The 19,864-nt window shown below is 67.7% G+C and carries 16 protein-coding genes and 2 tRNA genes; 6 read left to right on the forward strand and 12 right to left on the reverse strand.

The features are described from left to right. Positions 1-317 (forward strand): vitamin K epoxide reductase family protein (locus ABD154_RS01770; RefSeq protein ID WP_344249709.1); only part of this gene is annotated, 317 nt, incomplete at its 5' end. A 162-nt stretch (positions 318-479) separates the two neighbouring features. Here the strand turns inward: ABD154_RS01770 and ndk are convergent. The 6 genes from ndk to ABD154_RS01800 all read right to left on the reverse strand — a co-directional run bounded on the left by ndk (position 480) and on the right by ABD154_RS01800 (position 8,266). Next, complete coding sequence (gene ndk, locus ABD154_RS01775) at positions 480-893, reverse strand: nucleoside-diphosphate kinase (RefSeq protein ID WP_198498631.1); 414 nt, start codon at positions 891-893, stop codon at positions 480-482. Between the two features lie 55 nt (positions 894-948). Further along, a complete protein-coding gene (locus ABD154_RS01780) occupies positions 949-1,314 on the reverse strand; it encodes a DUF4233 domain-containing protein (protein ID WP_198498630.1) in 366 nt (121 codons plus the stop codon). After that, positions 1,311-2,681: a bifunctional folylpolyglutamate synthase/dihydrofolate synthase gene (locus tag ABD154_RS01785; protein ID WP_198498629.1), complete on the reverse strand. Its 1,371-nt coding sequence runs from the start codon at positions 2,679-2,681 to the stop codon at positions 1,311-1,313. The genes ABD154_RS01780 and ABD154_RS01785 overlap by 4 nt, the downstream gene beginning before the upstream one ends. Beyond that, on the reverse strand, positions 2,678-5,959 hold the full coding sequence (gene ileS, locus ABD154_RS01790; RefSeq protein WP_198498628.1) for an isoleucine--tRNA ligase: 3,282 nt from the start codon (positions 5,957-5,959) through the stop codon (positions 2,678-2,680). Before ileS ends, ABD154_RS01785 begins: the two co-directional genes overlap by 4 nt. A 409-nt stretch (positions 5,960-6,368) precedes the next feature. Further along, on the reverse strand, positions 6,369-7,124 hold the full coding sequence (locus ABD154_RS01795; protein ID WP_198498627.1) for an SDR family oxidoreductase: 756 nt from the start codon (positions 7,122-7,124) through the stop codon (positions 6,369-6,371). A gap of 56 nt (positions 7,125-7,180) precedes the next feature. After that, entirely contained in the window at positions 7,181-8,266 is a 1,086-nt protein-coding gene (locus ABD154_RS01800; protein WP_232623574.1) for an acyltransferase, read from the reverse strand. A 277-nt stretch (positions 8,267-8,543) separates the two neighbouring features. Here ABD154_RS01800 and valS point away from each other — a divergent pair, with 277 nt between their 5' ends. The 4 genes from valS to ABD154_RS01820 all read left to right on the forward strand — a co-directional run bounded on the left by valS (position 8,544) and on the right by ABD154_RS01820 (position 13,540). After that, entirely contained in the window at positions 8,544-11,186 is a 2,643-nt protein-coding gene (valS, locus tag ABD154_RS01805; protein ID WP_198498625.1) for a valine--tRNA ligase, read from the forward strand. 241 nt (positions 11,187-11,427) lie between these two features. After that, a complete protein-coding gene (locus tag ABD154_RS01810; protein ID WP_198498624.1) occupies positions 11,428-12,117 on the forward strand; it encodes an AIM24 family protein in 690 nt (229 codons plus the stop codon). A gap of 638 nt (positions 12,118-12,755) precedes the next feature. After that, positions 12,756-13,136 carry an ArsR/SmtB family transcription factor gene (locus ABD154_RS01815; RefSeq protein WP_198498623.1) on the forward strand — a complete coding sequence of 127 codons (381 nt, stop codon included), beginning with the start codon at positions 12,756-12,758 and terminating at the stop codon, positions 13,134-13,136. Next, positions 13,133-13,540, forward strand: coding sequence for an SRPBCC family protein (locus ABD154_RS01820; protein WP_198498622.1), 408 nt, complete (start codon positions 13,133-13,135; stop codon positions 13,538-13,540). The genes ABD154_RS01815 and ABD154_RS01820 overlap by 4 nt, the downstream gene beginning before the upstream one ends. A 142-nt stretch (positions 13,541-13,682) precedes the next feature. On the opposite strand, the gene ABD154_RS01825 is transcribed toward ABD154_RS01820, so the two are convergent. The 6 genes from ABD154_RS01825 to ABD154_RS01850 form a co-directional block, all read right to left on the reverse strand. Beyond that, the gene (locus ABD154_RS01825) at positions 13,683-14,969 is read right to left on the reverse strand and encodes an MFS transporter (protein ID WP_198498621.1); all 1,287 of its coding nucleotides are present in this window, start codon (positions 14,967-14,969) and stop codon (positions 13,683-13,685) included. A gap of 16 nt (positions 14,970-14,985) precedes the next feature. Further along, positions 14,986-16,272, reverse strand: coding sequence for an ATP-dependent Clp protease ATP-binding subunit ClpX (gene clpX, locus ABD154_RS01830; protein ID WP_198498620.1), 1,287 nt, complete (start codon positions 16,270-16,272; stop codon positions 14,986-14,988). 210 nt (positions 16,273-16,482) lie between these two features. Beyond that, positions 16,483-17,124 (reverse strand): ATP-dependent Clp protease proteolytic subunit, encoded by a 642-nt coding sequence (locus ABD154_RS01835; RefSeq protein ID WP_137826318.1) that lies wholly within the window; start codon positions 17,122-17,124, stop codon positions 16,483-16,485. Positions 17,125-17,150: 26 nt separating this feature from the next. After that, on the reverse strand, positions 17,151-17,711 hold the full coding sequence (locus ABD154_RS01840) for an ATP-dependent Clp protease proteolytic subunit (protein ID WP_137826332.1): 561 nt from the start codon (positions 17,709-17,711) through the stop codon (positions 17,151-17,153). A gap of 272 nt (positions 17,712-17,983) precedes the next feature. Continuing rightward, positions 17,984-19,366 carry a trigger factor gene (tig, locus tag ABD154_RS01845; protein ID WP_198498619.1) on the reverse strand — a complete coding sequence of 461 codons (1,383 nt, stop codon included), beginning with the start codon at positions 19,364-19,366 and terminating at the stop codon, positions 17,984-17,986. A 206-nt stretch (positions 19,367-19,572) separates the two neighbouring features. Next, a tRNA-Gly gene (locus ABD154_RS01850) sits at positions 19,573-19,646 on the reverse strand. 123 nt (positions 19,647-19,769) lie between these two features. On the opposite strand from ABD154_RS01850, the gene ABD154_RS01855 reads away from it, so the two are divergent. After that, positions 19,770-19,843, forward strand: a tRNA-Pro gene (locus ABD154_RS01855). Positions 19,844-19,864 lie beyond the last annotated feature (21 nt).

Consider the following 19,864-nt stretch of genomic DNA (forward strand, 5'->3'; position numbering starts at 1 on the left):
CCGGCTGGATCATGATCGGCCTCAACATCGGCCTCGCCCTCGGCGTCGTCCTCGTCATGTTCCTCTACTACACGTCGATCTACGTCATCGGCGTCGGATGCCCGTGGTGCATGGTCGTGTGGACGATGACGATCCCGATGTTCTGCGCGGTCACCGCCCACAATGCGCTCGCGGGGAACTTCGGCCGCGGGGTCCGCGACAGCGCCGTGGTCACGGTGCTCGCCCGGGAGAACGTCGCGATCGCCGTCGTCTGGCTGCTCATCATCGCCACGACCATCGTCGTCCAGTTCTGGAACTTCTTCGCAACCCTCTTCTGAGACTCCCGACCCAGACGCCCGACTTGAGGCTCCAGGCCGGAGATCCCCGTCCTCAGACTCCCGTCCGGAGACCCTTGTCCGCCGCACGCGGACGACGGCAGAGACACGTGGTGCCCCGCAGATCATCTGCGGGGCACTACGTGTCTGTGCGGATGGGCGACCTCAGTTGGGGAACCAGATGCCGATCTCGCGTTCGGCCGACTCGGGCGAGTCGGAGCCGTGGACGAGGTTCTTCTGCACCTTCTCGCCCCAGTCGCGGCCGAGGTCGCCGCGGATCGTGCCCGGGGCGGCCGTCGTCGGGTCGGTGGCGCCGGCCAGCGAGCGGAAGCCGGGGATGACGCCCTCACCGGAGGCGATGATCGAGACGATCGGGCCCTCCGACATGAAGTCGACGAGCGGCTGGTAGAACGGCTTGCCCTCGTGCTCGGCGTAGTGCGCCGCGAGCTCCTCCGGGGTGGCCGTGCGCAGGCTCAGAGCGTCGATCGCGTAGCCCTTGGCCTCGATGCGGCCGACGATCTGACCGATGAGGCCGCGGGCGACGCCGTCGGGCTTGATGAGGATGAGGGTGCGTTCCATTCGGGTCCTTCCGTAGAGTTCGTCGATGGACAGTGTACCCGGGGCACACGGGCGGTCAGGACCGCTCGGCGACCTCCCGATCGATGCGGGCCGCCCAGTAGAGGGCGACGACCCACAGGGCGATGAAGATCGCGGCGATGAAGAACATCGGCGGGAGGATGAAGCCGGTGGCGAGCAGCAGCACCTGCGTGATCCAGCCGAGGACGACGCCGGGCCGCTTCTGTCCGATGCGCCGCGGCAGGAGGATCGTCGCGACGATCGCGACCACCGCGATGACCGAGGCGCCGATGAGGAGCTGGGAGAGCTCGAGGGTGCCGTTGGTCTTCACCGTCAGCCCGTACGCCGCGAGTGCCGCGAAGTAGACGACGACGAGTTCGCAGATGAGGATCGACCCGGCGAGGACGGGGTACTTCGACTTCATGCCTCGTCCCCCCGGCCGAGCAGAAGGCGCGCCTCGGCGACGGTGTAGAGGGAGCCGGTGACGATGATCCCGGGCCGCTGCGCACCGCTGCCCTCGACGAGGTCGAAGGCCGTCATCAGGGCCGCGTTGAGATCGGGGGCCACGGTCACCGCGTCCTCGTCGACCCATTCCCGGGCCGCCTCGGCGAGCGTCTCCGCGTCGAGCGCGCGGTCGCTGACCGGGGCGGTGACGACGAAGGCGTCGGCGGTGCGGTGGAGTTCGTCGAGGACGCCGTGGACGTCCTTGTCGGCGAGCATGCCGATGACGATGACGGTGAAGTCGAAGTCGAACGCCTCGGTGATGGTGTCGGCGAGCACGCGGGCGGCGTCGGGGTTGTGCGCCCCGTCGACGACGACGGCCGGGCCGGTGCGGACGAGTTCGGCGCGTCCCGGCGAGGTCACGCGGGACAGTCCCTCGGCGACCGTGTCCCGGTCGAGCGGCTTGTCCTCGTCGCCGAGGAAGGTCTCCGCGGCGACGATCGCGACGGCCGCGTTGTGCGCCTGATGCTCGCCGTGGAGGGGAAGGAACAGGTCGGTGTAGACGTCCCGGATCCCCTGGACGGCGATGAGCTGTCCGTCGACGGCCCGCTGCCGGTCGATCAGGCGGAAGCTGCGGTCCTCGACGAGCGCGGGCACCTCACGGCGGGCCACCTCGGCGTCGAGGGCGGTGAGCGCCTCGTCCTCCTGTGCCGCGATGATCGCCACCGGCTCCGGGGCCGGGGTCGGGTCGATGGTGCGGTTGAGGATCCCCGCCTTGGTCTGCGCGATCGCGGTGAGGGTGTCGCCGAGGTAGGCCTGATGGTCGAGGCCGATGCGGGTGAACACGCACACCTCGGCGTCGGAGACGTTCGTCGAGTCCCATTCCCCGCCCATCCCCACCTCGGCGACGACGACGTCGACGGGAGCGTCGGCGAAGATCGCGAAGGCGAGGACGGTGAGGACCTCGAAGTACGTGAGCTTGGGGCGACCGGAGTCGACGAGCTCGGCATCGACGATGTCGAGGTACGGGGCGATCTCGTCGAAGATCCGCACGAACGTCTCCGCGTCGACGGGCTGCCCGTCGACGGACACGCGTTCGGTGACCGAGTGGAGGTGGGGGCTGGTGAACCGTCCGACTCGCAGATCGTGGGCGGAGATGATCGCATCGATCATCCGCGCCGTCGACGTCTTCCCGTTCGTCCCCGTCACCGTGATGACGGGTGCGGCCCGGTGGATGTCGCCGAGGAGCTCGACGGCCCGGCGGGTCGCGTCGAGGCGGACCTCGACGGCGGCCTCCCCCGCCCGGGTGAGCAGGGTGGCATAGACCCGGGTGAGGTCGTCTGTGCTCATGCCCTCACCACCGAGATCCGGGTGCCCGCAGGCAGCTCTTCGGGGGTGAAGACCTCCGCGGACTCGGCGACGGGAGCGAAGTCGAGTCCCGTCGCCAGGGTCTCGGTGCTGATGAGGTCCCGGTGCGTGCCGAGCGCCTCGGTGACGGCCTCATCGGCCTCGATGACGACGGTGATGCGGTCGGCGACGTGGAGGTCGAGCTGCTTGCGGATGCCCTGGATCGCCCGCACGGTGTCCCGGGCCACGCCCTCGGCTTCGAGCTCCGGGGTGACCCGGGTGTCGAGCGCGAGGAATCCGGAGTCGAGGGCGGCGAGCTCCATGCCGTCGGTGCCGGACTCGGCGACGGACTCGAGCGTGTACTCGCCGTCGACGAGTTCGACGCCGCCGCTGGTCACGGTGCCGTCAGCGGCGACCGACCAGTCACCGGTCTTCGAGCCCCTGATCGCCGCCTGCACCTGCTTGCCCAGTCGCGGACCGGCGGCGCGGGCGTTGACGACGAGGTTCTGGGTGAGCGAGAAGCCCGCGTCCTCGGCGGCGGCGAGATCGAGGGCCTCGACCTCGCGGACGTTGAGCTCATCGGCGATGATGTCGGTGAACTCGCGGCTCAGCGGGGTGCTGCCGGCGACGACGAGGCGGCTGAGCGGCAGGCGCACCCGCAGCCGGTTGGACTTGCGCACCGAGGAGGCCGTCGAGCTGATGTCGCGGGTGAGGTCCATCGCCGCGACGAGGTCGGGGTCGGCCGGGAACTCCGCGGCATCCGGGTAGTCCTCGAGGTGGACCGACCGGTGCCCGGTGAGCCCGCGGTAGATCTCCTCAACCGTGAACGGCAGCAGCGGGGCGGCGACCCGGGCGAAGGCCTCGAGGCACGTGTAGAGGACGTCGAAGGTCTCGTGGGTCGCAGCGCTGCCGTCCCAGAAGCGCCGGCGCGAGCGGCGGACGTACCAGTTCGTCAGCATGTCGAGGTAGCTGCGGACGATCTCGCAGGCCGCCCAGATGTCGAAGTCGTCCATCGCCGCGGCGAAGTCGACGATGAGGTCGTGCGTCTTCGCGAGCAGGTAGCGGTCGAGGACCTGGGAGGAGTCGAAGCGCTTGGACGCCCGGTAGCCGGCCACCGCCTCGGCGTCGTCGGTCCCTGCCGCCGAGTCCGCGGTGTTCGAGTACGTCGCGAAGAACTGCCACGTGTTCCACAGCGGAAGCACGACCTGGCGGACCGCGTCGCGGATGCCCTGTTCGGTGACGACGAGGTTGCCGCCGCGCAGGATCGACGAGGCCATGAGGAACCAGCGCATCGCGTCCGAGCCGTCGCGGTCGAAGACCTCGTTGACGTCGGGGTAGTTGCGCAGGGACTTCGACATCTTCTGCCCGTCGGAGCCGAGGACGATGCCGTGGGAGATGCAGTTGAGGAACGCCGGGCGGTCGAAGATCGCGGTAGCGAGAACGTGGAGGAGGTAGAACCAGCCGCGCGTCTGCCCGATGTATTCGACGATGAAGTCGGCCGGGAAGTGGTTGTCGAACCACGCGGCGTTCTCGAACGGGTAGTGGACCTGGGCGTAGCTCATCGATCCCGAGTCGAACCACACGTCGAAGATCTCCGGGATCCGGCGCATCGTCGACTTCCCCGTCGGGTCGTCGGGGTTGGGACGGGTGAGGTCGTCGACCCACGGACGGTGGAGGTCGACCTCGCCGCGGTCGTTGACCGGCAGACGGCCGAAGTCGGCTTCGATCTCGGCCAGCGACCCGTAGACGTCGGTGCGCGGGTAGGTCGGGTCGTCGGAGATCCACACCGGGATCGGCGAGCCCCAGAACCGGTTGCGCGAGATCGACCAGTCGCGGGCGTTCTCGAGCCACTTGCCGAACTGTCCGTCCTTGACGTTGTCGGGCACCCAGTTGATCTGCTCGTTGAGTTCGACCATCCGGTCCTTGAACTCGGTGACGCGGACGAACCACGACGACACTGCGCGGTAGATGAGCGGGTTGCGGCAGCGCCAGCAGTGCGGGTACGAGTGCTCGTAGGACTCGTGGCGCACCAGCAGGGCGTGGCGATCGGCCAGCGGTCCCGTGTGGTCGCGCAGATCCCGGATGATCGGCCGGTTGGCGTCGAAGACCTGCTCGCCGGCGTAGTCGGGCACGGTGGCGTCGAAGAGGCCGGCGTCGTCGACGGGGCGGACGGCAGTGATCCCGAAGGCGTCGGTGAGCTCCTTGTCCTCCTCACCGAAGGCCGGAGCCTGGTGGACGATGCCGGTGCCGTCCTCGGTGGTGACGAAGTCCGCGGGCAGGATCGTGTGCATGCGCTGCCCGAACTCGTCCTGGCGTCCCTCGAAGTAGGGGAACGGCGGCTCGTAGGAGCGTCCGACGATCTCGCTGCCGGGGAACGTCCGCAGCACCTCGGGGTTCTCCCCGAGTTCACGGGCGTAGGCGCCGAGGCGCGCCTCGGCGAGGATGAGGGTCCTGCCCTGGAGTTCGGGGGCTCCGTCGGGACCGGGGACGACCGCGACGAGCGGGATCTCCGGGTTGACGGCGACGGCCTGGTTCGACGGCACCGTCCACGGAGTCGTCGTCCAGATGAGGACCCATTCGTCTGAGTCGGTGAGCTTGTAGCCGATCGTCACCGCCGGGTCCTGGCGCATCTTGTAGACGTCGTCGTCCATGCGCAGCTCATGGCTCGACAGCGGGGTCTGGTCCTTCCAGCAGTAGGGCAGGACGCGGTAGCCCTCGTAGACCAGGCCCTTGTCCCACAGCTGTTTGAACGCCCAGATGACGCTCTCCATGTACTCGACGTTGAGCGTCTTGTAGTCGTTCTCGAAGTCGACCCACCGGCCCTGACGGGTGACGTACTCCTCCCACTCCTGCGTGTAGCGCAGCACCGAGGACCGGCACGCGTCGTTGAAGGCGGCCAGACCCATGCGGCCGATCTCGGACTTGTCGGTGATGCCGAGCTGGCGCTCGGCTTCGAGTTCGGCCGGCAGCCCGTGGGTGTCCCAGCCGAAGCGGCGGTCGACCTTCTTGCCCTGCATCGTCTGGTAGCGGGGGACGACATCCTTGACGTAGCCGGTGAGGAGGTGACCGTAGTGCGGGAGGCCGTTGGCGAAGGGCGGGCCGTCGTAGAAGACGAATTCGTTCGACCCGTTCTCACCGGGATCGCGTTCGGCGATCGACGCGGCGAAGGTGTCGTCCTGCTTCCAGTACTCGAGCACCGCGCGCTCGATCTCGGGGAAGTTCGGCGAGGCGCTGAGGCCGAAGGCCGAGGTCGACACCTTGGGATAGAGGGGTTGCGTCATGAGCGTCCTTCACGGTAGCTGCGGTCACTGGCCGCGAGGACGACATTGCTGCCGCGGTACCACCCCGCTTATCCGCCGTCAGGCCGCAGTGCCGACCGGCACGGTGCCTCAGCGACGGATCGCTCATTGATGCGGACGATGACGGGTCCGACCGTCCGGGTCTAGTGAGCATCCCATCCCGCCGAGGTGGTCGGCCGTGGATCGGTCATGCTGTTCTTCCGGATGCTCCCCGGTGATGGCCGGATCGACGCGTCCTCAATTCTATACCCGCGGGCCGCGCCCACACCAGTCACCCGGGGCGCTGACGGGCGGTCGCTCCGGCAGGGGTGTCGCAGGTGCGTGCCCGGTGCCCGCGAGCGGCTCAGAGGCCGTGGTGGCGGGCGGTTCAGCGCCCCTGGTGGAGAGTCGCTCAGAGCCCCTGGTGGCGGGCGACCTTGTGCTGGGCGGCCTGGGCGATCGGGCGGATGACCATGAGGTCGACGTTGAAGTGGTGCGGGCGCGTGAGCGTCCAGGTCACGGCGTCGGCGACGTCGTCTGCGGTGAGCGGGTTCTCCACGCCCTCGTAGACCTTGTCGGCCCGTGCGGTGTCCCCGCCGACGCGTTTGAGGGTGAACTCGTCGGTGGCGACCATGCCCGGGGCGATCTCGATGACGCGGACGGGCGAACCTGCGAGTTCGAGGCGCAGGGTCGCAGCGATCGAATGCGTGCCGTGCTTCGTCGCGACGTAACCGCCGCCTCCCTCGTAGGCCTGGTGACCGGCGGTCGAGGACATGACGACGATGTCGCCGCGGCCGGAGTCGATGAGAGCGGGCAGGAACGCCTGGACGACGCGGAGGACTCCGAGGACGTTGATGTCGAACATGTCGCGCCATCCCTCGACCGACGCCTCGGCGACGGTGTCCGTGCCGAACGCGGCACCGGCGTTGGCGACGAGGGCGTGGACGGGACCGCCGGCGAGCACCTCGGCGGCCATCGCGGCCACGGCGGCGTCATCGGTGAGGTCGGCGGTGATCGCGGTGGCACCGGTCTCCTCGGCCAGGGCGGTGAGCTTGTCCCCGCGTCGGGCCACGGCGACGACGTCCCAGCCCTGGTCCCGCAGCCGGCGCACGGTGGCGGCGCCGATGCCCGAGCTCGCTCCGGTGACGACTGCTCGCAATGCCTGCATATGCCTCAACTCCCTCTCGACTGACAACGGGTCGCTCTCAGTCTACGGTCGGGGCCCTAGCGGGTGCCGTCGGGCGCCTGGTCCCCGTCCGGTGGGGCGTCTTTCGGTGGCGCCGCCGGCTTCGACGGGGTGTACGGATTGCGGGGTCCGCCCTCGCCGAACACGGCGCGCAGACCGGGGATCTTCACCGCCACCCACGTCACGGCGACGCAGATCGCGGTGTAGACGAGGACCATGACGACGCCGTGGAAGAGCACTCCGGGCACGGTCGTCGGCAGGCCGATGAGGTTACGCAGCGGGTAGAGGACGAGCGGGTGGAGGAGGAAGACGCCGAACGAGTACGGGTAGAACCAGTGGAGGACCCTGAACCCGGTGCGCATGTAGTGGTGGAGCAGGAGGTAGGCCGCGAGCGAGGCGACGACGACGCCCGGGGACAGGTACTCGTAGGGATAGAGCCACGGCTTCTCCCCCGGCCCGAAGCCCGCCCACAGCGCGGTCACCGCGGTCGCGGCGACGAACGCGACCCAGGCCCACACGACACCGCGGGTCGAGAGGACGACGTCGCGCAGCACCCAGCCGAGGATGTAGAACCCGGCCATCGGCAGGAACCTGGTGGCGATGTTCGCCTCCCCGACGGAGAAGATCATCGACACGAACTGGTCGAGCATGCCGATGCCGAGGAAGATCAGCCCCGTCCCCCACTGCAGACGCCGGGAGCCGTGGACGCTGAGCAGGCGGAAGAACGGCGTGAGCAGGGTGAGGCCGGCGAGGACGTAGAGGAAGTAGAGCTGGACGAAGGGCGAGCCGGAGAGGATCGCGAGCAGCGCATTCCAGTCGGAGTCCGGGGACAGGAGGTAGTAGCGGCGGAAGGCGACGTAGACGATCGTCCAGAAGACGAGCGGGATGCCGATGCGCCACACGCGCTTGGAGAGGAACTTCCGCGGCTTGCTGCCCCGCAGCGGGTCGAGCGCGAGGGCACCGGAGATCATGATGAACACGGGCACCGACCAGCGGCTCGCCGAGTCGATGACGTTGGCGACCCACCAGTCGGGCCCCATCGAGGCGAAGTTGACCTCGACGACGGTGCCGAGGGAGTGGATGGCGACGACGGCGAGGATCGCGAAGGCTCTCGCGGGGTTCATCCACCCCGTCGAGGTGGGAGGCGGATTCTCTGTCCCGATTCTGTCCAAGGTCGCCATGCGTCCATCGTCTCATCCGACCAGGTGGTCGCGTTCGAACCTCCCGTTCAGGCAATTCTGCGGCGGTTGTCGACACAGCTTCCCGGCGGTTGTCGACACAGCGTGGGCACCGGGTCCGATTCATGGCCGGGAACGGTGCTGCGACCGGTCGGGCTCACCGCCGGAGACGGCGGGACGACCGGTTTGGCGACTGGGTCCGCGAGTGGGAAAATCGACAACTATGAACTCTGCCTATTCCGACTCGACGCACGAGTCTGTGAACCTGCCGGACAAGCCGGCTCTCGAAGGTCTGCGCGACAAGTGGGACGCCGCCTGGAGCGAGTCCGACGTCTACGCCTTCGACGCCGACACGGACCGGGAGCAGGTCTACTCGATCGACACTCCCCCGCCGACGGCCTCCGGGTCGCTCCATGTCGGTCACGTCTTCTCGTACACGCAGACGGACGTCATCGCCCGCTTCCAGCGCATGCGGGGCAAGAACGTCTTCTACCCGCTCGGCTGGGACGACAACGGCCTGCCGACCGAGCGTCGGGTGCAGAACTACTACGGCGTGACGTGCGACCCGTCGCAGCCTTACGACGCCGACTTCACTCCCCCGGCCAAGCCCGCGAAGAACTCGCGGGACTTCGAGCGGGTCTCGCGCCGGAACTTCATCGAACTCTGCGAACGCCTCTCGGCCGAGGACGAACAGGTCTTCGAGGACCTGTTCCGCTCGACCGGTCTGTCCGTGGACTGGAAGTACACGTACCGGACGATCGACGACACCTCACGGGCCGTGAGCCAGCGGGCGTTCCTCACCGACCTCGCCGGCGGACACGCGTACTCCCAGGATGCCCCGACGATGTGGGACGTGTCCTTCGGCACCGCCGTCGCCCAGGCCGAACTCGAGGACCGGGAGAAGGAGGGCGCCTATCACAAGGTGAAGTTCTTCCCGCGCGGAGCCGACGGACTGGCCGACACCTCGGCGGATCCGATCATCATCCTCACCTCACGGCCCGAGCTCATTCCCGCCGTCGTCGCCCTCGTCGCCCACCCTGATGACGAGCGCTACCAGCCGCACTTCGGCACGACCTTCGTCTCCCCGCTCTTCGGCGTCGAGGTCGAGGTCCGGGCCCACGAGCTCGCGAAGTCCGACAAGGGCACGGGCATCGCCATGGTCTGCACGTTCGGCGACCTCACCGACGTCACGTGGTGGCGCGAACTCGACCTGCCCACGCGGGCGGTCGTCAACCGCGCCGGGCGCCTCGGCCTCGAGGTGCCCGAGTGGATCGCCGCCTCGCCGAAGCCCGATGCCGTGGGCAACTACGAGCAGCTGGCGGGCAAGACGACGTTCACCGCCCGCAAGGACATCGCGGAGATGCTCCGGGACTCCGGTGACCTCGTCGGCGAGATCGAGGCGATCACCCATCCCGTGCCGTTCTACGAGAAGGGCGACAAGCCGCTCGAGGTCGTCACCTCCCGTCAGTGGTACATCCGCAACGGCGGTCGCTCGGCGCAGCTGCGCGACGAACTCATCGCCCGCGGGCGTGAGATCGAATGGCATCCGGCGTTCATGCGCTCCCGCTACGAGAACTGGGTGGAGAACCTCAACGGCGACTGGCTCGTCTCCCGCCAGCGCTACTTCGGGGTGCCGATCCCGCTGTGGTACCGCCTCGATGCCGACGGCACCCCGGACTACGAGAACCCGATCGTGCCCGAGAACCTGCCGGTCGACCCGATCGCCGAGGTGCCGGCGGGCTTCTCGGAGGACCAGCGTGACCAGCCGGGCGGCTTCACCGCCGACCCCGATGTCCTCGACACGTGGGCGACGTCGTCGCTGACCCCGCAGCTGCTGGGCAAGTGGAGCCGGGACGAGAAGTTCTTCGAAACCGTCTTCCCGTTCGATCTGCGGCCGCAGGGCCACGACATCATCCGCACGTGGCTCTTCTCCACGGTCGTGCGGGCGAACTCGCTCAACGACGCCGCCCCGTGGAAGCGTGCGGGACTGTCCGGGTGGATCCTCGACCCCGACCGGAAGAAGATGTCGAAGTCGAAGGGCAACGTCGTCGTGCCCTCGGACATCCTCGCCGAGGCGAAGCCCGGGTTCGGTCCCGACGCCGTGCGCTACTGGGCGGCAAGTGCGAAGCTCGGCGCCGACACCGCCTACGACGTCTCGCAGATGCAGATCGGCCGCCGCCTGGCGATGAAGCTGCTCAACGCCTCGAAGTTCGCGCTCGCGCAGGGCGTGCACGCCGGACTCGTCGGACAGGTCGACGCGGTCAGCCATGACCTCGATTGGGCCCTGCTCGCCCGCCTCGGCGAGGTCGCCGCGAGCGCCACCACCCACATGGAGGCCTATGACTACGCGCACGCGCTGCGCGAGGTCGAGAGCTTCTTCTGGGAGTTCACCGACGACTACGTCGAACTCGTCAAGGACCGCTCGTACGGTGCCGCCGGAGAGGCCGATCAGCTGTCGGCCCATGTCACCCTGGCCACCGCCCTCGATGTGCTGCTGCGCCTGTTCGCCCCGTTCATGCCGTTCGTCACCGAGGAGGTCTGGTCGTGGTGGCGCACCGGGTCGGTCCACCGCGCACCGTGGCCCACCGATGAGGCGACGTTCGCCGAGGCCGGCGCCGCCGACCCCGAGCTGCTGCGCTCCGTGGCTGCCGTGCTCTCAGAGATCCGCCGTGCGAAGACCGAGGCGAAGGTCTCGCAGAAGACCTCGGTGCTCAGCCTGACGATCGAGGCTCCGGCCGCGATCACCGGCGCCGTCGCCTCGGCGGAGGGCGATCTCAAGGCCGCCGGGCGCGTGCAGAGCCTGACGACCGACGTCGGCGGAGACGAGATCACCGTCGCCGCGATCGAGTTCGAACCGCAGGCCTGAGGTTCTCTGCCGCGAGGCGGGGCCGGGACATGCTCCCGGTCCCGCCTCTCTGCGTTCGCGGAATCGCGCTGGCCCGCCTCTCTGTGTTCGCAGGTCGCCACCCAGCGGTCGCCTCGGTGCGGGACCTGTTCCCAAATGAGCACACGAATCGTCCCGGAATCCCTGTGTGACCCACATATCATGGAGTCGTCGCAGACGCCGGGGCACTCGGTCCCGACCTGACTGAAAGGCATGACAGACCATGAGAAGTGAGCTCTTTGCGCAGCGCAACGCCGAGGTCCAGAACCGGGATCGGTGGACGCTGCAGTCGAGTAAGATGCTGCGCACCGTGATCACGCCGGACGCTCCGATGATCGCCACGAAGGGCGCCATGGTCGCCTACCAGGGCGATATCCACTTCTCCCACCAGGGGTCGAAGTCGGTCGGCCAGTTCATGAAGAAGGCGGCCACCGGCGAGGGCGGCAACGTCATGCGCGTCGAAGGCAACGGTGAGGTGTTCTTCGCCCGCGAAGCCTCGAACATCTTCATGATGTCCCTCGAAGGCCAGCAGGACGCGCTCACCGTCAACACGTCGAACCTCCTCGCCTTCGACGACGCCCTCAACTGGGAGATCAAGCGCATCAAGGGCGGCATCGGCGCGCTCGCGAGCGGTTCGGGTCTCTTCAACCTCGAGCTCTCCGGCACCGGCACCGCGGCGATCTGCTGCAAGGGCGACCCGATGGTTCTCGACGCCTCACAGCAGCCCACCTTCGTCGATCCGCAGTCCGCGGTCTGCTGGTCGTCGTCGCTGGCCCCGCAGATCAAGACCGACGTCAGCCTCGGCTCGTTCTTCGGCCGCGGCTCCGGCGAATCGATCCAGCTCGCCTTCCACGGTCCCGGTTTCGTCGTGGTCCAGCCCGCCGAGAACGCCGTCTACTCGGCCCAGGCCTGAGCACACTCCCCACCCGCTCCACGCATCCCCGCTCCACATCCCCAGCGGCCGTCGGTCCCCACCGGCGGCCGCGCCGCGTCACGCTCCGTTTCCCACACGCACTGCCCGGCACTGGCCCACTCGCGCTGCTCACCGGTGTGCCGACAGATCTCCGCCCGCACCGACTACCCGCCGGTCCCCTGACAACCCTCCGCCCCACGCACAACCCTTGAGCTCGCGCACAACCCTGGAACTCTCGCACTACCCGCAGCTCGCCACTCACACCGCGCAGTCGCAGATCCACCCCGTGCACGCGTAGTTCGTCAAGCTCCGCATCCGGGTCGGCACGCGACGCGCCTCGACGCACCGGCAAACACCACCCACAGCCGCACACACAACCCGTCGGTCTGCTCGCAACCCTCCGCCGCACGGACAACCCTTGAGCTCTCGCACAACCCGCAGCTCGCCACACACAACGCGCAGTCGCAGTTCCACCCCGTGCACACGTAGTTCTTCGAGCTCCGCATCCGGGTCGCCGCGAGACGCTCCTCGAGCACCGGCGAACACCACCCGCAGCCGCACACACAACCCGCCGCTCACCGCACAGATATGTCGGAGATTCTTGACATGTCGGATATTCCCGACATAACCTCGAGGGCGTGAACACCGATGTCTTCGCTGCCGTCGCGAACCCCACACGCCGTGAGATCCTCGAGGCGGTGCGCGACGAACCGCGCTCCGTCACCGAACTGACAGCGCTCTTCGACCTCAGCCGCCCCGCGGTCTCCGAACACCTGCGAATCCTCCGTCTCGCCGGCCTCGTCCGCGAGGAGCCGCAGGGTCAGCGGCGGATCTATCATCTCGAACCGGCGCCCCTGGCCGAGCTCGGCGAATGGCTCCACCCCTTCGAACGGTATTGGCGCGACCGCCTCGGCGATCTGGCGCGCACCCTCGACGACATCACCGAACCCGACACTGAAGCCCAGCCCGATACCGCCACGGAACACGAAACCCGACCCCGAAACGGAGACCAACGATGACTGACGAACGGACCATCGAAGTCGACCAGTTCCTCACCCACTCACCGCACACCGTCTGGCGGGCACTCACCGAACCCGAGCTGCTCGCGCGATGGTGGGCGCCCGGCGACATCGCCCCGGTCGTCGGCCACGCCTTCACCCTCGACATGGGCGGCTTCGGTGAGCAGCCGTGCACGGTGACCCGCGTCGAACCCGAACGCCTCATCGCCTTCACCTTCGCCGAGGGCAGCCTCGACTCGACCCTGACCTGGACCATCGAACCCGAGGGCACGGGCACACGCCTGTTCCTCGCCCATTCCGGTCTCGACGTCGACTCCCCGCTCGGTCAGCAGGCGTACAAGGGCATGGGATCGGGATGGCCGGGCATCCTCGCGAACATGGAGTCGGCGCTCACCGGGGTGTGATCGCCGAGGTGTGATCGCCGGGGTGTCATCGCGGAGGTGTGATCGCCGAGGCGGTCCCCCGTCGGCCCTCACCAGCACTGACCACGGCTGGCCCTCGCCGAGGCGGTCCCCGCCTTCTGCCACATGGCCTCGAGCCGGCGGCTCAGGCCACCGAGCGCGTCTCGTCCGCCCCGCCCCTCTCGACACGGTAGCGTCGGAACGCCGGGAAGACTGCGGCGCAGATGAGGACGAGCACGATGACGGCGATGCCGCCGCCGGCCGAAGCGATCGTCGTCGTGGTCGCCTCAGCGGCATAGCCGTGGACGATGTCGGCGATGCGCGGTCCACCGGCGACGACGACGATGAACACGCCCTGCACGCGCCCGCGCATGTCATCGCTGGCGGCCTCCTGGAGCATCGTCGACCGGAAGGCCGCGGAGATGATGTCCGCTCCCCCGCCGAGTGCGAGCCCGAAGAGCGCGACGATGAGCGCGGCCATCCAGAAGCCGCTCGCGAACGGCAGCGCGAACCCGAAGATCGTCATCGCCGCACCCCAGACGATGATCGCGACGATGACGGCGAGCCCCTGACGTTCGACCTTCGAGACCCACCCGGAGAAGATCCCGGCCAGGGCACTGCCCGCAGCCAGCGCTGCGAAGAGAAGCGAGAAGACGATGCCGCCCTCGGGCGGACCGCCGAAGGTCTCGGTCGCGATCTGCGGGAACAGCGCACGGGGCATGCCGAAGACCATGGCGATGACGTCGACGAGGAGGGAGACCATGACGACGGTGTTCGTCCCGAGGTACCGGAACCCGTCGACGACGCCCTTGAACCCCGACCGCGTGTCCGGCTGCTTCCCCGGCACGAGCGGGGGAAGCCTGACCACGGCATAGAGAGTGGTCGCGAGGAAGAGAGCGTCGAGGATGTAGAGCATCTGGTAGCCGAAGACCGGAATGAGCGCCCCGCCGATGACGGGACCCGCGACCGCTCCGAGTGTCGCGACCGTCATGTTGAGCGAGTTCGCCGCCGGCAGCAGTGCGAGCGGCACGATCGTCGGCAGCAGCGCCCCGCGGGCGGGCTGGTTGAGTCCGAAGAAGGCCTGCTGCATCGCGAACACGCTGAGCAGCACCCACACGTTGTCGATCTGGATGACGGCGAGGAACGCCAGCAGCGCACTCGTGACGATGAGGCCGACGGTCGAGATGATGAGAAGCTTGCGCCGGTCGACGACATCGGCGAGCGACCCTCCCCAGAGCCCGAAGACGATGAGCGGGACGAGCCCGAAGACACCGCTGAGCCCGACGTACCCGGAGGACCCGGTGATGTGGAAGATCTGCGCCGGGATGGCGACGACCGTCATCTGCGCACCGAGTACGGTGACGATGTTGGCCAGCCACAGCCGGCGGTAGTTGTCGTATCTGAGCGGTCTCGTGTCCGCGAACAGCCTCATGCTGCGCGCGAAGCGCTCACGCGGACTTCTTCGTCGTCCGCGTCTGCTCGTGCGGGATGAGGGTCGGGGCGACGTTGCTCTCGACGACGTCCTTGGTCACGACCACCTCGGCGACGTCCTCGCGGGAGGGCACATCGAACATGATCGGCTGGAGGACTTCCTCCATGATCGACCGCAGACCGCGGGCTCCGGTGCCTCGCAGGAGCGCGAGATCGGCGATCGCCTCGAGGGCTTCGGTCTCGAAACGGAGCTCGACGTTGTCGAACTCGAACATCCGCTGATACTGCTTGACCAGGGCGTTCTTCGGTTCGGTGAGGATCGACATGAGCGCCGGCCGGTCGAGGTTGGACACGGTCGCGAGCACCGGCAGACGGCCGATGAACTCGGGGATGAGCCCGAACTTGAGCAGATCCTCGGGCAGGATGTCCGCGTAGAGGTCCTCGTCGTCGTTCTTCGACTGGAGCAGGGCGCCGAAGCCGATGCCGTGCTTGCCCTTGCGGCCGGCGACGATCTCCTCCATACCGGCGAAGGCGCCGGCGACGATGAAGAGGACGTTCGTCGTGTCGATCTGGAGGAAGTCCTGATGCGGGTGCTTGCGGCCGCCCTGCGGGGGCACCGAGGCCTGCGTGCCCTCGAGGATCTTCAGCAGCGCCTGTTGCACGCCCTCACCGGAGACGTCGCGGGTGATCGACGGATTCTCCGACTTGCGGGCGATCTTGTCGATCTCGTCGATGTAGATGATGCCGTGCTCGGCGCGCGGGATGTCGAAGTCCGCGGCCTGGATGAGCTTGAGGAGGATGTTCTCGACGTCCTCGCCGACGTAGCCGGCTTCGGTCAGCGCGGTGGCATCGGCGACAGCGAAGGGCACATTGAGGCGCTTCGCGAGCGTCTGGGCGAGGTAGGTCTTGCCGGAGCCGGTGGGGCCGACGAGGAGGATGTTCGACTTCGAGATCTCGACCTCGGAATCGGCGCTGCCGAGCGTCTTCGCGTCGTCCCCGCCCTGGAGGGCGCGGATGCGCTTGTAGTGGTTGTAGACGGCGACGGAGAGGGCCTTCTTCGCGGGATCCTGGCCGACGACGTACTCGTGGAGGAAGTCGAAGATCTCCCGCGGCTTGGGCAGTTCGAGTTCGGCGTGCTCCGTCGTCGACTCGCTGAGCTCCTCTTCGATGATCTCGTTGCACAGTCCGATGCATTCATCGCAGATGTACACCCCAGGTCCGGCGATGAGTTTCCGCACCTGCTTCTGTGACTTGCCACAGAAGTTACATTTGAGCAGATCTGCTCCGTCCGCACTGCGAGCCACTGTCACAACCTTTCGCCAGGGCGCCTCGCCCCAACTCTACCGCTCGTGTTTCCTGTACCTCAATAGCTTCCCATATGACACTGACGCAGCGCCTGCGCGGGGTCATACGGTGTGTCGGAACCGCCTCGGCGGATCACCCACCCGACCGGCGGCGGAGACGACAGCGGGCCCGGACGACCGCCGCCGTCCGGGCCCGCTGACTGCCGGGGCTCAGGCTCCCTTGCGGGAGGTGAGCACCTGGTCGACGAGACCGTAGTCCTTCGCCTGCTCGGCGGTGAGGAAGAGGTCGCGTTCGATGTCGTTCGACACCTGCTCCTCGGTCTTGTTCGAGTGCTTCGACAGCGTCGCCTCGAGCCACTGGCGCATGCGCAGCACCTCGGCGGCCTGGATCTCGATGTCCGAGGCCTGGCCCTGTCCCTGGCCCTGCATCGAGGGCTGGTGGATGAGGACGCGGGCGTTGGGCAGCGCGAGTCGCTTGCCGGGGGTGCCGGCGGCGAGCAGCACGGCCGCGGCGGAGGCCGCCTGGCCCAGGCACACCGTCTGGATCTCCGGCTTGATGTACTGCATCGTGTCGTAGATCGCGGTCAGCGCGGTGAACGAGCCGCCGGGCGAGTTGATGTAGAGGGTGATGTCGCGGTCGGGGTCCTGCGATTCGAGGACGAGCAGCTGCGCCATGATGTCGTCGGCGCTCGTGTCATCGACCTGCACGCCGAGGAAGATCACACGATCCTCGAACAGCTTCGTGTACGGGTCCTGACGCTTGAAGCCGTACGGCGTGCGCTCTTCGAACTGCGGCATGACGTAGCGCGACACCGGCATCTGGCCGGCGGTCGACCCTGGCATGAGATTCATTGAGTTCATTCTTCCCTGTCTCCCCGTCACTTGTCGTTGACTTCGGACGCCTGGGTCACGACGTCGTCGATGAAGCCGTATTCGAGGGCTTCCTCGGCGGTGAACCAGTGGTCGCGGTCGTTGTCCTTGAGGATCTGCTCGAGCGACTTGCCGGTCTGCTCGGCGGTCAGCTCGGCCATCTGCTTCTTCATGTGGAGGATGAGCTCGGCCTGGATCTTGATGTCCGTGGCCGTGCCGCCGATGCCGCCGAGCGGCTGGTGCATGAGGATGCGCGCGTGCGGAGTCGCGTAGCGCTTGCCCTTGGCGCCGGAGGACAGCAGGAACTGCCCCATCGAGGCGGCCATGCCCATCGCGACGGTCGCGACGTCCGGCTTGATGTACTGCATGGTGTCGTAGATCGCCATGCCCGCGGTGACCGAGCCGCCGGGCGAGTTGATGTAGAGCCAGATGTCGGAATCGGGGTCCTCGGCCGCCAGCAGCATCATCTGCGCGCAGATCGCGTTGGCGTTGTCGTCGCGGACCTCCGAGCCGAGCCAGATGATCCGCTCCTTGAGCAGACGGTTGAAGATGTGGTCGTCGAGGCCCATGCCCCCACCGGCGTCGAGGCCGACGGGCGCTGTCGTGTCGTGTGCGCTCACGTTTCTCTCCTGTTGGTCTAGATTGGCTTGCTATGGACTCTAACTGGTGCGCCGCAGGTTTTAGTCCCCCCGATCAGCCGTGTTCGCCCTCAGCGTGAAAGGCTGCGATCCGCGGCTGAATGCGCGAAACGGCGGGCACGGTCATCCCGTGCCCGCCGTTGTCAGCGGTGCTCAGTCAGCAGACCCTCGCCGAGGCGGCCGTCGGCCTGCGTGACGGACGCTCACTTCTCGTCGGCGTCGGCCTTCGCATCCTCGGCGGCGGTCTCGTCGGCCTCGGCGTCGTCGGCCTCGGAGTCGTCAGCGGAGACGGTCTCGGCGGAGTCGTCGGCGGGCGAGGTGAACTCCTCCATGTCGACGACGTTGCCGTCGGTGTCCTTGACGACGGCGCCGGCCAGCGCCGCGGCGAGGGCCTTGCGCCGCGAGACCTCACCGACGAGGGCGTTGACCTGGCCGGAGTTGTCGAGCATCTGCGCGAACTCGTTCGGGTTCATGCCGTACTGCTGCGAGGCGGAGATGAGGTACTCGATGAGCTCGGGCTGGGTGACCTCGACCTCTTCGGCCTCGGCGATGGCATCGAGGACGAACTGCGTGCGCAGGTTGCGCTCGGTCTCCTCGGTGACCTCCTTGCGGTGCTCATCGTCGTCGACGCGGTTTTCGGACTCGAGGTGGCGCTCGACCTCGTCGGTGACGATCTTCGCGGGCACCGGCACGTCGACGGCCTCGATGATCGCTTCGAGGACCTTGTCGCGCGCCTCGGCGCCCTGCGCGAACTCCTTCTGCTTGCCGGCCTGGACCTTGAGGTCCTCGCGGAGCTCGTCGATGGTGTCGAACTCGCTGGCCAGCTGCGCGAAGTCGTCGTCGGCCTCGGGCAGTTCGCGTTCCTTGACGGCCTTGAGGGTGACGGTCACGGTGCCCTCCTCGCCCTCGTGCTCGCCGCCGGCGAACGTCGTCGAGAAGGTCGTCGACTCGTCGGCCGAGAGGCCTTCGAGGGCTTCGTCCATGCCCTCGAGCATGGTCCCGGCGCCCACCTGGTAGGAGATGTCGGAGGCCGAGTCGATCTCCTCGTCGTCGATCTTCGCGACGAGGTCGAGGGTGACGAAGTCGTCCTTGGCCGCCGGGCGGTCGACGGAGGTCAGAGTGCCGAAGCGCGAGCGCAGCTGCTCGAGCTCGTTCTCGACGTCGGCGTCGGTGACCTCGATGGGGTCGACCTCGACGGTGATCGAGTCGTAGGCGGGCAGCGTGATCTCGGGGCGCACGTCGACGTCGACGGTGAAGACGAGGTCGCCGTCCTCGGTGCCGTCGAGGCCGGGAACCTCGGAGATCTCGACCTCGGGCTGGCCGAGCGGCTTGAGATCGTTGGCTTCCACGGCGTCACGGTAGAACGCGTCGAGTCCGTTGTTGATCGCTTCCTGGATCACGGTGGGGCGGCCGACGCGCTGGTCGATGATGCGCGTGGGGACCTTGCCCTGACGGAACCCGGGGACGTTGACCTGGGAACCGATGGTCTTGTAGGCCTCGTCGACGCTCGGCTTGAGTTCGGCGTATGGGACTTCCACGCTGATCTTGACCCGGGTCGGGTCGAGTTGCTCGACGGAGCTCTTCACAGTGGGACCTTTCAGAATCGACAATCATGCTCGCAGTCGACACGACGGTTCGTCAGTCGTGGGACCGCTGAGGGATCGGACATGGACCATGTCCTTTGGAGATGCAGTCACCCATCCTACGCGAAACGGGAGCCAAAACACGAAAAGCGCCGAGGTGGTCGCGCAGACGAGAAAACCGGCCGAACCACAAGGGTCCGACCGGCCGGTGGAGGGGATGACGGGAATCGAACCCGCACCATCAGTTTGGAAGACTGAGGCTCTACCATTGAGCTACATCCCCGTGTTGCGAATATGACTATATCCGAGGTCGTCGGCACGGGCCAAATCGGGCTTTCATGACGTGTGTCACAGGCCGCGGACGCCGTTGGGACGCCGCCTGCGGATGTGGTTAGATTGAGTGTCGCGGGATGTGGCGCAGCTTGGTAGCGCATCTGTTTTGGGAACAGAGGGTCGCAGGTTCAAATCCTGTCATCCCGACGATCGAGAGCCGCCCTGACC

The sequence above is a fragment of the Brevibacterium sanguinis genome (assembly GCF_039528855.1).
Lineage (GTDB): Bacteria > Actinomycetota > Actinomycetes > Actinomycetales > Brevibacteriaceae > Brevibacterium > Brevibacterium sanguinis.